We start from the raw sequence: 13,907 nt of genomic DNA on the forward strand, positions 1-13,907 counted from the left end.
GGTTATAGGCCAGATTTAAGGCTGGCTTCAATAAATTTATCTAAGTTACCGTCAAGTACCGATTGGGTATTGCGGTTTTCAACGCCTGTACGTAAATCTTTAATACGTGCGTCATCAAGTACGTATGAACGTATTTGGCTACCCCAACCTATATCAGATTTAGCGTCTTCTTGCGTTTGTTTTTCAGCATTTTGCTGCTGTAGCTCAAGCTCAAATAATTTAGCTTTTAACTGCTTCATCGCTTGGGCTTTATTTTTATGCTGTGAACGCTCGTTTTGACACTGCACTACGGTATTGGTTGGTACGTGAGTAATACGAACCGCCGATTCGGTGGTATTAACGTGCTGACCACCCGCGCCTGATGCACGGTAAACGTCTATACGTAGGTCTGACGGATTAATATCAATTTCAATATTATCGTCAATCTCTGGGTATACAAACGCAGAAGCAAATGAGGTATGACGACGACCACTTGAGTCAAACGGGCTTTTACGCACTAAACGGTGAACGCCTGTTTCTGTACGTAACCAACCGTAAGCGTATTCGCCAACAAAGCGAACTGTTGCGCCTTTAATACCGGCAACATCACCGTCGGTTGCTTCAACTAGCTCAACTTTAAAGCCTTTAGCCTCGCCCCAACGTAAATACATACGAAGTAGAATATTACACCAGTCTTGTGCTTCAGTGCCGCCAGAACCCGATTGTAAATCAAGGTACGCATCGTTTGAGTCATGAGGACCTGAAAACATACGACGAAACTCTAAACCTTCTAACTGCTCGTTTAGATCGCTAAGTTCGCTTTGTGCTTCATCAAAGGTATCTTGATCTTCGGCTTCTACAGCAAGTTCAAGTAGACCTTCAACGTCGTCAGTACCGGCTACAAGGTTGTCGATTGTTTCAACAACAGCCTCTAATGCTGATTTTTCACGGCCAAGCGCTTGTGCGCGTTCAGGCTCATTCCATACGGCTGAATCTTCAAGTTCGGCGTTAACTTCTTCTAGGCGTTCTTGTTTAAGAGCGTAGTCAAAGGTACCCCCGAAGCAATTCAGTACGTTCGCGAATTTCCTTGATTTGGTTAATCACAGGATTCACTTCAAACATGTACATCACTCCAAAATGGCTAGGTAATTGCGCCCCTTTACATGGGATTTTCGCAACAAATTATCGTCAAATGATAAAAACGCCCGATTTTAACAAAAAACCGCGCGCTTTATTAGCCTTTTATGCATGATTTGTGCATATTTTTTAGTGCACTTTTTCAAGCTCTCTAACTATTAATTGCAGCGTAAATTTACCTCTAAACTCATTTATATCGAGTTGATAGGCTACTTTTACAAACTTCGCTTCTGTGTCGGGCCATTCTTTTACATCAATACCAAAGGCAATGGCGTCAACTAATCGCCCTGATTGATGCTTTAATACAAGCTTTAAATGCTTTTCGCCGACTATGCGCTGCTGTATTACTTCAAATGTGTGCTCAAACACCGGCTCAGGAAATTGCTGCCCCCAAGGGCCCGATTGCTTTAATAGCTGGGCAAACTCCATCGTAAAACAGTCGTTTGGCAGCTCGCCGTCGGTAAATACAATGCAGCGTTTACTTTCTTCACTCAGTTGCGCACTCACGGCAGCATCAAATGCTTTTTTAAAGTCATTAAAGTGTTGCTCGTTAATACTTAAACCAGCAGCCATTGCGTGGCCACCAAATTTATTAATTAAGTGTGGCTCAGCAGTATTAAGCCCTTCGAGTAAGTCGCGCATGTGCAACCCTTCTATAGAGCGGCACGAACCTTTTATTTCACCATTTTCGCCACCAGCAAATATAACGGTTGGTCGGTGGTATTTTTCTTTTAAGCGACCAGCCAAAATGCCAATAACACCTTGATGCCAATCATCTTGAAACAAGCAGATTGCGTCAGGGACGTTATCGTCGCTAAATGCGAGTCTATCAAGCACGGCTTGCGCCTCGGCTTGCATGCCTTGTTCTATTTCGCGCCTTGCAAAGTTTAAGCTATCGAGCTCGCTGGCAATACTACGTGCTTGGTTTATATCGGTGCTAAGTAGGCATGCTATACCCAAACTCATGTCGTCTAATCGCCCTGCTGCATTTAAACGCGGCGCAAGTGAAAAGCCAAAGTCGCTTGCGCTTAAGCGCGCAGCATTGCGGTTAGCCACTTCAATAAGCGCGGTAATGCCTGGGCGTGTTTTACCACTGCGAATACGTGCTAAACCTTGATGTACTAAGGTGCGATTATTTGCATCAAGTGCGACCACGTCAGCAACCGTACCAAGCGCTACAATGTCGAGCAAGTTAGCTAAATTAGGCGGCGGTTGCTGCTCAAAATAACCAAGGTCTCGCATTACGCTTCTCAGTGCTATTAGTAAGTAAAAAGCAACGCCAACGCCTGCTATAGATTTAGACGGGAAGTTACATTCGTGCCTATTTGGATTTACTATTGCATCGGCATTTGGCAGCTGCTCACCTTGTAAGTGATGATCTGTTACCAGCACTTTTATACCAACCGCTTTTAAAATATCAATACCAGCAATACACGATATGCCGTTATCTACGGTGATCACTAAATCAGGCTTTATTTGTACTATTTGCTCTGCAAGTGCGGGGCTTAAACCATAACCTAAGCTAAACCGGTCAGGAATTAAGTAATCTAAATGCTTAAAGCCAAACATCTCAAGGCCTTGCATTAATGTTGCAGTGCTTGTTGCGCCATCAGCATCAAAATCGCCGACTATTAATATTTGGCTTTGCGTCTTTAATGCTTCAATTAATAAATCGCTGGCTTTGTCGATATCTTTAAACAACTTAAAGTCGTGAAGCGTAGCTACGCTGTTATTTAGCTCGTCGGCATTAAATACATTGCGGTTAGCATAAATTTGTTTAATTACAGGGTGTAAATTACTCGGTAGATGCGAGTCGTCAACGTTTTCACGCGCAATGATCAATTTTTTCATGCAGAGTTTTAACTTATTGGGTCGTATTAAAAAGACAAAAAAAGGCCATTAAGGCCTTTTTATTAGCTATAAAACGTATTACGACGCTTTGTTAGCATCTAATGCTGCTTTTAGTGCTGCTGCTGGCTGGTAACCTGGGATCATCGTACCATCTTCTAAAATAATGGCAGGTGTGCCGCTAATACCAAAGCTTTGACCAAGCTGGTAATGCTCTGCAACCGGTGCGCTACAGCCTGCAACTACTTTAGTGCTTGTACCCGACTTAGCTTCTGTTAGTGCTTCTTGCTGATCGCGTGCACACCATACGTTCATTAAATCGGCGTAGCCTGAACCTTGTAAGCCACCACGTGGAAACGCAAGGTACTTAACGGTAATACCCGCATCAAGTAAATCGTCTAACTCGCGATGTAATTTACGACAGTAACCACAGCTAATGTCGGTAAATACGGTAATACTGTGTTTTTCGTTTGGTGCTTTGTACACAATCATCGAATCTTCGTATTCTTTAATGCCCTCAACACGCACGCCGTTTAATGCTTGCTCTGTTAAGTTGTTACGATTATTTAAATCGATTAACGTACCTTGCATTAAAAATTGACCATCTGGACTTGCGTAAAGCACGCCCTTATTAGTGATCAACTCTTTTAAACCCGCTACTGGGCTTGGGTTAATTTGCTTTACAGTTACACCAAGCTCGGCAAATTTAGTAATAATAGGATCATTAGCATCTGGTGTTACAGCAACGCCATTTGCAAATGCACTAATACTTGTGCACAACATGGCACCTGCTAACATTAATTTTTTCATAACTTCTCTCTATCCTAAAAATACTTAATATATTGACCGGCTTAATAATATTTACTTTCAAACTTACGCTCGCGGATGATGCTCTGCGTGTACCGACTTTAACCGTTCATTGGCAACATGGGTATAAATTTGCGTCGTTGATAAATCGCTATGGCCCAACATCATTTGTACCACACGTAAATCTGCCCCATGATTTAATAAGTGCGTAGCAAAAGCATGGCGCATGGTATGGGGCGATAATGGAGACTCAACTGATGCCAAAATAGCATAGTGTTTAATTCTATGCCAAAAGGTTTGTCGCGTCATGCCTACTCCGCGCTTAGATGGGAACACAAAATCGGTGGCGTGTTTTATCATTTGTGCACGCCCACCCTTTAAAAACTGCTCCAGCCAATACATGGCTTCTTCACCCAATGGCACTAAGCGCTCTTTGTTACCCTTGCCTTTTACAAACACAACCGCTTGGCGCAAATTAATTTGCTCCATACGAAGCCCAACAAGCTCACTTACACGCAACCCCGTTGCATAAAGTAGCTCTAGCATGGCTTTGTCGCGCAGTCCCATCGCTTCTTCTGTGTTGGGCGCATTTAACAATGCCTCAACTTCAGCTTCTGAGAGTGTTTTAGGTAACGACTGTCCGGCTTTTGGTTGAGCTATGTTTAGCATGGGCGAATCACTAATTATTTTTTCGCGTACAAAGTACTGATAAAAACGCTTTAGCGCACTAATGCTACGTGCTGTACTGCGTGGTTTTAAACCTAAATCAACTCGATGCGCTAAGTAGCTTTCTATGTCTAGCCCCGTTACCGTCATTAAATTTTCGCCCTTTAAAAATAGGCAAAACTTATCTAAATCACTGCGATAAGCGCTTAATGTATTTTCGCTTACGCCTTGTTCTAAGTACAGGCTATCTAAAAAGGTTTCTAGGTAGTCGCTATTACTGCTCATACTGCTGTTATTTTCAAAAGAATCGTCAGATAGCGTTGTCACATTATGCTCTCATGCTTTGCTAAGGTATCAATTAAAAATACCTTACGGTAAACTTGAGCCTATCATATCAGGCAATTACACAGTGATAAATACGATGCAAATTGGTTTATTTTTTGGTTCTACTACGTGCTACACCGAAATGGCAGCAGAAAAGATTCGCGACATTATTGGTGCCGATATAGTTACCCTGCACAATATTAAAGACGAGCCACTAAAAAATGCAGAGCAGTACGACTTTATCATCTTTGGTATTTCAACATGGGATTTTGGTGAAATACAAGAAGACTGGGAGTCAAAGTGGGACGACATAGCCGACGTAAACCTAAATGGTAAAACCATTGCTTTATTTGGCATGGGCGATCAACAAGGTTACGGGCAGTGGTTTCAAGATGCACTAGGCATGCTACACGATGAAATAAATACGCAAACATTTACTCAACTTGGTTTTTGGCCAAATGACAGTAGCTACGAGTTTGAAGCTTCAAAAGCATTAACGCCTGATGGTAAACAGTTTGTAGGACTCGCGCTCGACGAAGACAGTCAATACGAGCTAAGCGATGAGCGTATTGCAACATGGGTTGAACAGGTAATGACTGAATATAGCGAAACGCTTTAATTAGCTAATAAGTAAAAAGCCCGCAACTAGTTTAGTTGCGGGCTTTTTAACTAGGGTCTGTTGATCTTTTAAGGTTAAATTTGCAGCAGTCTGTTTGGTATTTAGGCAAGGCAGAGCCTATGCAGTGTGATTATTCCCCATAAATGGGCGATAACGTAGCATTAATGCCAAACAGGCGCTGCCCAAAGGGTTCTTCCTAGGGGCGATCAACTCTTTGTTGCCTACATGGATGTAGGTAAGGGGCGTGAGCAGGACGCGGAAGCTTTGCTCGGTTTTTACTTAGCCCACTAGGTTACAAATCTCGCGCCGCGATTAAATAGCCCCTAGTTTGAACAAATTTTAATCCGCAAAGTTCAACAGACCCTAATAATATGAGTAATTTATTGAAACGTCATAACATTGGTCGTTTGTGGGTAATATCCATCAGCCATTACAATGTACGGCAATAAATTACTTAACCATTTTTGCTGCACGCTTTCGCTATAATTTAAGTAAAGCTTACCTTCGTGAATATAAAATGCTTCTGGATCTATCCCTACGGCATTCCCCTCATCAGCCATTGCATAAGCGCACCAGCCACCGTATTGCGGTGCATAACGCTTTGGGTTTTCTGCAAATGCCGTTTTGTTTTCTTCACTCGAAAAATGCCAGTCGGCACCTAAATAACTAAACGTATATTTGTCGCTGCCTTTAACGGCTTTATTTTGGGTAAAATAAGCAACACTGTCATACCCTTTAATAGCCGTGTTATTAAACCAGCCCGTGTTTACCGCATCATCCTTTGCGTTTGCCCCACCGCTTATTAACAGTGTGCTAAGCATTATTAAAGCAACTATGTACTTAATCATATTTTACCCTCTTATTTACTCAAAATTTTATGCCAATTAAATATGGCAGGCTTAGTGAGTAAGAAAGGCAAAGCGCAAAAATGATTTCAGTTAATGCTTAATTATTTAACGTTTAGTAATTAAGTAAGTAGTTAAACTTACTCAACTCTTAGCCAATATTGGTTTCGGTAAAAAAAGCCAATGTAACCGCGCACTTCGAGCTTTTTACCTTCATCTTGCGGGGTTAATTGTAAGGTGTAGGTTTTACCATTTGTTGGGTCGAGTATTTCACCGTCTCCCCATACGCCATCATCTTGTGCTTTTACACCCGTGATTATGGTCATTCCTAAAATAGGCTGATCTTTTAGCTCATCATCACACTTACTGCATATATCATTTTGTTTTGCAGGGTTAAGAATGGTTTCAACTTTGCCGCTTAATACACCGTTGGTTTGGGTAATACGTACATACGACTTAGCTTGGTTTGTATCCTCATCAATCGTTTTCCAAAGGCCTACTGGCGTAATAGCAGCAAGCACACTTTGGCTTGCAAAAATGGTGGCTGCTAACGTGCTAAGTAATGCTATTTTATTTAACTTTTTCATTGTGTTGTCTTTAAATCAAGTAACTAATGACTTAATCATAACAGGTGATTTATAAACACACTACCAAAGCGCCCCACCTAAAATAACAACAAACCTAAACTAATAATCATTAGTTTAGGTTTAAGGATCTGTAGCATAAAAAACAAAGCAACGTATTACCTTACTTTAAAAACAACATCCCCTATTTTTAGATTTGAATATTCAGGCTCAACTAAAGATAATTCGTTATTATCAATCATGCTTTTAAGGTATCTAATCTCTTCAGGATTTTCGACATTCATATACTTTGAGCGCCACTTACCCATGTCGAATAACCAGAAATATGCGGATATATTTTCATTACTTTCGTCAATCACTATAAAATCGAGTTCATCATCTTTGTTTAAATCCATGCCAATGAAATAGTAAGTATGTTCTTTTAAAGAGTTACGATCGTAAAAATGTTGTTCAGAAAATACTGCCTCTATTAAACCTTGAGGTATTAGCACTTGTGATGGCCAAAATACACTGCGCTCAATAAAATCATCGACTGTGTGTTCAAGCGTTAAAGCAAACTCATTATTTACATACATCCTATCGATGATAGCGTATTGCTCTGGGTGACTCGTTTCAATTTTCTGTTTTAATAACTGCATAGCTAAATAACCTTGGCGACCTAAGCTGTGCTCAAAATAGTAATAGTCAAACTTTTCTATTGTTACTTTATCTGCATCTAAACGCGCTATTTGGCTGTTTGTAGATAAGCTTTGAAAATTTAATAAAGGGGAGTTAACAGCAAGCATACTAACGAGCACCACCCACCCCATCACAATATTTATTTTGCTAAGCGGCTCTAGCCAATTGTCTCGCTTTGTTATAATTCCAACAAGATAACTAAACGAAAAACACGCCAATAAAAACCAAATTAAAATGCCCCAACAACGATCTACTGTTAGCCCATGCTGCTCTACCCGTAAGTAAATTCCATAGGCAGAAATAACACTATAAACTGGAAGTAACGCAACGCTTATAAAAACGAGTCGGTGCAAGAGCATGTGATAAGGGCGAACTGATGAGTCATCTTTATAAACAGTGTTAACAAAAAACAACGTGAGCACCTGCAGCCACATTACTAATAAACTGCCACTTCCGGTCTCCCATAATTTATTGAGTCCGGTAAAAGGAAGTGTTGCTAAAAAACCGAGAGAAATAACTGATAAAACAGGCAATAAAAACTTAATTAAAGTTTGTAGTAAAAAAGCAATATTATCTTCAATGTTCAAAAGCTTTCTAAATATGACACTCGCAAAGGCAAATGCGAGCGTTAAGGTTGGGATCCAAAACCATTCATTTCTTAGTAGCTCAGAGAAAAATTCTATATCTAAAATATCAAATAAAGCCGCACCTAAATTTAGAATTCCCCAAAAAATAAGTACAAACAGCCAGCATTCTCCAAATATTATAAAATTACGCCAAGAGAGCTTAAATAAACGACTGTAACTAACATTTTCTGAGCTACCAAATTGTTGTATGTACATAAGGCCTTTAAAGCCAGCTATTAAACTAGTAAAAATAAAAACTGACATTAAAGTGTTATTACTTACGTACTCTTGAGGCTCTTGCTGAAAGCCAACATACGCCCCCAATAAAGATAACAACAAGGAAAAAGGAAGGATTAAAAGCAACGACGTTTTTATATTATTTTTATTAACGGTCATTAGCATTAATAAAGGAAAGCTCATAGAAAATGTAATAAGTGAGACTAACAATGTAGGGCTTGTTGCTGGCCACACATTATTTTCTATACTGCTATACAAAAGGGTAAGAGCAATAGCCTGTAATACGGCAAGTATAATTATAAAAGATTTTGGTAACTGACTATCCATATCTGTTCTCAACAATAGGTTTTAGTCAGTTTGCGTTATTCGTTCCTATTTTACAATTGCTTTACATTTTCAAATAAAATGCTTTGCATAGGGCTATATAATCAGCGGTGTAGGTATTATCTAAGTTTCTAATACACAGAATTGACGTTTCTAAATCGCTTTTTACGTAGCTAAATGCCATTAAACTGCGGCTAATATCTTTATTGGGCGTGGCTTTTACTTGGCAATGAGTATTTAAATAAAGCCCATTTTGAGTAGCAAGCTCAATAAATAATGCACCTTCAACGCTTGGGAGTATTAAGCTAAAGCGAGAGCGGCTATGGCTTAAACGTTTAAACGCATTTATTAACTCTTCAAAACTTAAGCCGTCGGTATGGCGTGCGGTATTACGCGCAGCATTATCGCCTTTTAAACTGTGATTAAAATACGGTGGATTAGAGATAACAACATCAAACTTAACTTCGCTACTAAAGCTTTGAATAGTTTGGTGCTTAATACTTATTGTTGGCCACGGACTATTAGCTACATTTTGTAATGCTTGGGTATAGGCGCTTTTGTCAATTTCTACCGCAGTTATATCAAGCTCATTACTGCGCTGCTTACACATTAATGCTAGTAAGCCGGTGCCAGTGCCTATATCAAGTAATGACTTTGCACCGCTTAAATTAGCCCATGCGCCAAGCAAAATGCCATCGGTAGAAACTTTCATTGCACAGTGGTCGTGTTCAACTTTAAATTGTTTAAATACAAAACCAGACATTTTTTCACCTTTTCATTCACCAAGCGCAGCATAGCGCGTATAATCAGGGTAATTGTCCCTTATTTTAGACACTCTATGCAATTTTCTGAATTTGATCTTGATAACAAGCTACTCGATGCCATTAATAAAATGGGCTACGAGACGCCAACCAGCATTCAACAACAAGCTATTCCTGAAGCACTACAGGGGCGCGATATTTTAGCATCTGCGCCTACTGGTACAGGTAAAACAGCGGCATTTTTAATTCCGGCTATTCAGTACTTACTGGATTTCCCACGTCGTGATCCTGGTTTTGCGCGCGTCCTCGTTATGACCCCGACTCGTGAGTTGGCTTATCAAATTCATGAACAATGTGAACTGTTAGCTAAACGCACACACCTAAAAATTGGTGTAGTAACAGGCGGTATTAACTACGGCACGCATAAAGAAATTTTCGAAAAAAATAACGATATTTTAATCGCCACACCAGGTCGATTAATGGAATACCTAGAAACCGAAAACTTTCATGCTGAACACGTAGAAATGCTTATTATCGATGAAGCAGATCGCATGTTAGACATGGGTTTCAAAAAAGAAATGAGCCGTATTTGTGACGAAGCTAAAAATCGTCGCCAATGTTTTTTATTCTCAGCAACACTCGAAGGTGACAGCGTAGAAAGGTTTGCTGAAAAAACATTAAACGACCCTGCACTGCTTGAAGCTGAATCGTCACGTAAAGAAAAAGCTAAAATTCACCAGTGGGTACATTTAGCCGATGACTATCATCATAAACTAGAGCTTTTAGTAAATACCTTAAATGGTCCAGACGTGACTAAAGCAATTGTGTTTGTTAAAACCCGTGAGCGTTTAGAAACACTGATTGGCGAGCTAACCAATAACGGCGTTAAAGCAGCTTGGTTACGCGGCGAAATGCCACAAGACAAACGTATGAAAGCCATGGAAAACTTTCACAGTGGCAAAACACGTATCTTAATTGCGACCGATGTAGCCGCACGTGGTATTGACGTATCTGACATTAGCCACGTTATTAACTTTGATATGCCGCGCACTGCCGACGTATACGTACACCGTATTGGTCGTACTGGCCGTGCTGGTAAAAAAGGGATTGCAATATCGTTAGTTGAAGCACATGACATTGGTATTTTGTATAAAGTAGAGCGCTACGTTGAACAAAAACTAAAACGCCGTGTAATTAAAGGTGTTGAGCCACAGCATAAAGAAGCTAAGCCGCCGGCTAAAAAGCGTAAAGATCCAGTAAAAATGAAAGCCAAGAAAAAGGCCAAGGTTAAAAAGAAAAAGTAACCTAACATATTTTTATTCTAAGCCGACTTTTGTCGGCTTTTTTAATGCAAGCCTTACAGGCTCTGCTGTTTGTACCTGTTACATATGTAACCCAAGCATGTAACTCATACTCATTTAAATGTAATTTTTGCCCACCTTAATTTCCACTTAATAAAATTATCTTATATTTCATAGCGTTAATATTGGCACCGAAATTGTAACTACAAAGATAACCTAGCCGATGGAATTTCCATTTTGTGGCTGCACTATTCACCGTAATGTAAGGATTAAGTTATGAACCGCTTCAAGTTAACTATCGCTTTAGTATCATTTTGTTGTTTATTTTTATTAGCTTGCGCTACAAAGGTAAGTGCAGCAACCAATATGGCCGTAGTAAGCAGTGTAGCCACTCAACCTAACCTACAACAAACTATCACCAACACCCTACGAACTAACCCTAACCTGGCGTTAAGTGATATTCGTGTGCAGGTAAAAAATGGTGAAGTAGATTTATACGGTGAAGCACAAACTGGTTTTCAGCGCGCACTAGCTCAAAAGTTTTTAGAAAATATAGATGGGGTTAAAATCATTCGTAACAAAATTAGCGTTATTTAATACGCACCACAAAACCTATTTGTATAACTAATTCATAAGCGCGGCTTGTTACTCCAACACAAGCTGCGCTTTTTTATATTCAGTTTAAGGCAAATTTTGCTGCTGTAAAAGAGATAAAATAAAGCCTAAGCAATACGATTATTCCTCCCCTTAAAACGATAGCTCACACTTATACTTATGAAGATAAATTTAGAATTGATGCTAGCGTGTTTGTCTTTGCTCTTTTAACCCTTAAGTTAACCCAATTGATACTGAAAAAGCTTACACAGATTCTTTAGCCGACCTAACGGGCTTAAAAAGGATGATTTAGTTATTGAAATAGATGAGGGCGTTATTTCAGAGTGTGCAGCAAAGGCAGTAAAAAAATCGTTAGGTAAACACTACTTTTACTTGTTAATACTCCCATGACCAAACGCAACTAATTAGAATTGATATTCAATAAACACAAAACTAGGTATTTAAACTTTTAGCTAATAATCCATTTATAAAAAAGCGCAATTTTACTCTGTAAAATTGCGCTGTTGGTAAGTAACTATTTCCCAATGCTTTTGCCTAATGAGTTTTAACTAAATTACTCACTTTGGCTAGAGTCAGCACCGTCGCTACTGTCTTTATTGGATGACTGCTGGCTTATTTTATCGCTTATCATGGCATCGAGTTTCTCACCGCCTTTAATACCAAAATCTAAAGTACGAATTGGGAAAGGAATACTAATATCAGCTTCGTCTAATGCTTGCTTAACGGCAACAACACCTTTGTGGCGTACCGTCATAAAGTCAGGCTCGCCTGGGTATTTAATCCAAAACCACACCAGTAAGTTAATGCTGCTGTCGCCAAAACCTTCAGCGTATACAGCGGTTTCGTCTTTACGTATTACAAAGTCAAATTCGTTAATTTTATCGACTATAACGTCTTTTGCTTTTTCTATGTCGTCGCCATACGAAATACCTACGGGTACTTCTATACGTCTTATACCTAGCGTGGTGTAATTTTTTAGTACATTTCTAAATAAGACTTTGTTTGGTACAAGTATTAGTTGCCCGTAAAAGCTCTCTATTAGCGTGTTACGTAGGTTTATAGAATGCACCGAACCAAACACATCATCGGTTTCTATTACATCACCTGTTTTAAATGGCTTACGTACACCCATTGCTATACCTGCAATTAGGTTTTCGGTCATGTCTTGAAACGCAAAACCAATGGCTAAACCCACAATACCCGCACCAGCAAGTAGCGAAGTAACAGTGCCTTTTAAGCCAACAAAATCGAGCGCTATAAATAAACCTATGCACAACACAATAACTTTAAATATTGACGCCATTAAGTCGGCAATTTGCGTTGAATCGAGAGAGCGGCGCAACACGTTTTTCATCAGCTTGCCAGCAAAGCGCGCCAATATTGAAAATACTATGGCAATTACAATTGCCACTATAAAATTAGGGATATGGCTGATAACAACATCAAACCACCCTCCGAGCTTTTCCTCTATTAGTTTTTCGGCTTCGCCAACTGACGGAATACTGATCATTTTGTTTGCACCTATTTAATTAATAATCTCATTAATATTAGATATAGTTGCAAATATAACGCCAGTATCAAAAAAGCCATGCAATGCATGGCTTTTCAATTGTTTATTTAAGCTTATGACCTAATTTTGTTCGTCACGCATAAATACCGGCTCAAGCTCTTTAACTGTTGCCTCAGGGCTAAAGTAATAACCCGCCACAGTAAACTCTTTAAGCTGACTTAATTGCGTTACTTTATTTTCGATAATGTAGCGCGCCATCATGCCGCGTGCTTTTTTAGCGTAAAAGCTAATTACCTTATATTGACCGTTTTTACAGTCTTTAAAGTGTGGGGTAATAATTTGTGCATTTAATGCTTTTTTATCTACCGCTTTAAAGTACTCGTTTGAAGCAAGGTTAACTAAGTATTGCGCGTCTTGTGCTTTTAATACGTCGTTTAGTTTGTTCGCTATTACGCTGCCCCAAAACTCGTATAAGTTTTTGCCACGCGAGTTTTCAAGCTTGGTGCCCATTTCAAGACGGTAAGCTTGCATTAAATCAAGTGGTTTTAATAAGCCGTATAAACCCGAGAGAATACGCAAATGGTTTTGTGCGTAATCAAGCTCGCTAGCTTTAAGCGTGCTTGCATCTAAACCGCCGTATACATCGCCATTAAAGGCAAGCACTGCTTGTTTAGCATTACTTTGTGTAAACGGCTGTGCCCACTCACTAAAGCGTGCTGCGTTAAGCCCAGATAGCTTATCGCTAATTTTCATTAAACTGCCAATTTGCGCTGGTGTTAGTTCACGGCATACTTTCATGAGCTCTTCGCTGTGCTCTAGTAATTCAGGCTGAGTGAACTTGTCTGTTGCGGGTGGCGTTTCGTAATCAAGATTTTTTGCAGGTGAAATAACAGTGATCATAGTTAGCTATTGACTTGTAATTTATTTAGTGTCAATTTCAACATTAAATGAAACGAAAAGCACGTTTTGTTTAAATAAATCCTCTCTTAATAACCCATGCATTGCCGTTTTTCTATTGATAAGGACATAAGACCTATCAAGCATTG

13 protein-coding genes are annotated in these 13,907 nt (G+C 39.6%); 3 read left to right on the forward strand and 10 right to left on the reverse strand.

Annotation, left to right across the window (positions count from 1 at the left end; genetic code table 11):
• Positions 1–2: 2 nt before the first annotated feature.
• The 4 genes from prfB to xerD form a co-directional block, all read right to left on the reverse strand.
• A protein-coding gene (gene prfB, locus H5157_RS11190) for a peptide chain release factor 2 (RefSeq protein WP_100218355.1) occupies positions 3–1,101 on the reverse strand; the annotation gives its coding sequence in 2 pieces (ribosomal slippage) (positions 3–1,025 and positions 1,027–1,101; 1,098 coding nt in all).
• A 144-nt stretch (positions 1,102–1,245) separates the two neighbouring features.
• Positions 1,246–2,967 carry a single-stranded-DNA-specific exonuclease RecJ gene (gene recJ, locus H5157_RS11195; protein ID WP_182724694.1) on the reverse strand — a complete coding sequence of 574 codons (1,722 nt, stop codon included), beginning with the start codon at positions 2,965–2,967 and terminating at the stop codon, positions 1,246–1,248.
• 78 nt (positions 2,968–3,045) lie between these two features.
• On the reverse strand, positions 3,046–3,774 hold the full coding sequence (gene dsbC, locus H5157_RS11200; protein ID WP_002961417.1) for a bifunctional protein-disulfide isomerase/oxidoreductase DsbC: 729 nt from the start codon (positions 3,772–3,774) through the stop codon (positions 3,046–3,048).
• 63 nt (positions 3,775–3,837) lie between these two features.
• On the reverse strand, positions 3,838–4,764 hold the full coding sequence (xerD, locus tag H5157_RS11205) for a site-specific tyrosine recombinase XerD (protein ID WP_002961416.1): 927 nt from the start codon (positions 4,762–4,764) through the stop codon (positions 3,838–3,840).
• 94 nt (positions 4,765–4,858) lie between these two features.
• On the opposite strand from xerD, the gene fldB reads away from it, so the two are divergent.
• Complete coding sequence (fldB, locus tag H5157_RS11210) at positions 4,859–5,380, forward strand: flavodoxin FldB (protein ID WP_024605911.1); 522 nt, start codon at positions 4,859–4,861, stop codon at positions 5,378–5,380.
• Between the two features lie 380 nt (positions 5,381–5,760).
• On the opposite strand, the gene H5157_RS11215 is transcribed toward fldB, so the two are convergent.
• The 4 genes from H5157_RS11215 to H5157_RS11230 all read right to left on the reverse strand — a co-directional run bounded on the left by H5157_RS11215 (position 5,761) and on the right by H5157_RS11230 (position 9,437).
• Positions 5,761–6,228 (reverse strand): YHS domain-containing (seleno)protein, encoded by a 468-nt coding sequence (locus tag H5157_RS11215; RefSeq protein WP_182694485.1) that lies wholly within the window; start codon positions 6,226–6,228, stop codon positions 5,761–5,763.
• Between the two features lie 137 nt (positions 6,229–6,365).
• Positions 6,366–6,812: a DUF2147 domain-containing protein gene (locus H5157_RS11220; RefSeq protein WP_182724695.1), complete on the reverse strand. Its 447-nt coding sequence runs from the start codon at positions 6,810–6,812 to the stop codon at positions 6,366–6,368.
• Positions 6,813–6,967: 155 nt separating this feature from the next.
• Positions 6,968–8,677 (reverse strand): DUF4153 domain-containing protein, encoded by a 1,710-nt coding sequence (locus H5157_RS11225; RefSeq protein WP_182724696.1) that lies wholly within the window; start codon positions 8,675–8,677, stop codon positions 6,968–6,970.
• A gap of 61 nt (positions 8,678–8,738) precedes the next feature.
• Positions 8,739–9,437 (reverse strand): tRNA1(Val) (adenine(37)-N6)-methyltransferase, encoded by a 699-nt coding sequence (locus H5157_RS11230; RefSeq protein ID WP_182711814.1) that lies wholly within the window; start codon positions 9,435–9,437, stop codon positions 8,739–8,741.
• Between the two features lie 75 nt (positions 9,438–9,512).
• Here H5157_RS11230 and srmB point away from each other — a divergent pair, with 75 nt between their 5' ends.
• Complete coding sequence (gene srmB / locus H5157_RS11235) at positions 9,513–10,739, forward strand: ATP-dependent RNA helicase SrmB (protein WP_002961405.1); 1,227 nt, start codon at positions 9,513–9,515, stop codon at positions 10,737–10,739.
• A gap of 273 nt (positions 10,740–11,012) precedes the next feature.
• On the forward strand, positions 11,013–11,333 hold the full coding sequence (locus H5157_RS11240) for a BON domain-containing protein (RefSeq protein ID WP_002961403.1): 321 nt from the start codon (positions 11,013–11,015) through the stop codon (positions 11,331–11,333).
• A 571-nt stretch (positions 11,334–11,904) separates the two neighbouring features.
• Here H5157_RS11240 and H5157_RS11245 read toward each other — a convergent pair.
• Together H5157_RS11245 and yaaA are read right to left on the reverse strand one after the other, a co-directional pair.
• Positions 11,905–12,861 carry a mechanosensitive ion channel family protein gene (locus H5157_RS11245; RefSeq protein ID WP_024596180.1) on the reverse strand — a complete coding sequence of 319 codons (957 nt, stop codon included), beginning with the start codon at positions 12,859–12,861 and terminating at the stop codon, positions 11,905–11,907.
• Between the two features lie 120 nt (positions 12,862–12,981).
• A complete protein-coding gene (gene yaaA, locus H5157_RS11250) occupies positions 12,982–13,761 on the reverse strand; it encodes a peroxide stress protein YaaA (RefSeq protein WP_002961399.1) in 780 nt (259 codons plus the stop codon).
• Positions 13,762–13,907 lie beyond the last annotated feature (146 nt).

The organism is Pseudoalteromonas sp. SG43-3 (genome assembly GCF_014164385.1).
In the GTDB taxonomy this organism is placed as follows: Bacteria; Pseudomonadota; Gammaproteobacteria; order Enterobacterales; family Alteromonadaceae; genus Pseudoalteromonas; species Pseudoalteromonas distincta.

What these genes read in the sequence shown, in the direction of transcription:
- recJ (WP_182724694.1), bottom strand. Translation starts at nt 2,967, where the DNA reads ATGAAAAAATTGATCATTGCGCGTGAAAACGTTGACGACTCGCATCTA.
- dsbC (WP_002961417.1), bottom strand. Translation starts at nt 3,774, where the DNA reads ATGAAAAAATTAATGTTAGCAGGTGCCATGTTGTGCACAAGTATTAGT.
- fldB (WP_024605911.1), top strand. Translation starts at nt 4,859, where the DNA reads ATGCAAATTGGTTTATTTTTTGGTTCTACTACGTGCTACACCGAAATG.
- H5157_RS11215 (WP_182694485.1), bottom strand. Translation starts at nt 6,228, where the DNA reads ATGATTAAGTACATAGTTGCTTTAATAATGCTTAGCACACTGTTAATA.
- H5157_RS11220 (WP_182724695.1), bottom strand. Translation starts at nt 6,812, where the DNA reads ATGAAAAAGTTAAATAAAATAGCATTACTTAGCACGTTAGCAGCCACC.
- H5157_RS11225 (WP_182724696.1), bottom strand. Translation starts at nt 8,677, where the DNA reads ATGGATAGTCAGTTACCAAAATCTTTTATAATTATACTTGCCGTATTA.
- H5157_RS11230 (WP_182711814.1), bottom strand. Translation starts at nt 9,437, where the DNA reads ATGTCTGGTTTTGTATTTAAACAATTTAAAGTTGAACACGACCACTGT.
- srmB (WP_002961405.1), top strand. Translation starts at nt 9,513, where the DNA reads ATGCAATTTTCTGAATTTGATCTTGATAACAAGCTACTCGATGCCATT.
- H5157_RS11240 (WP_002961403.1), top strand. Translation starts at nt 11,013, where the DNA reads ATGAACCGCTTCAAGTTAACTATCGCTTTAGTATCATTTTGTTGTTTA.
- H5157_RS11245 (WP_024596180.1), bottom strand. Translation starts at nt 12,861, where the DNA reads ATGATCAGTATTCCGTCAGTTGGCGAAGCCGAAAAACTAATAGAGGAA.
- yaaA (WP_002961399.1), bottom strand. Translation starts at nt 13,761, where the DNA reads ATGATCACTGTTATTTCACCTGCAAAAAATCTTGATTACGAAACGCCA.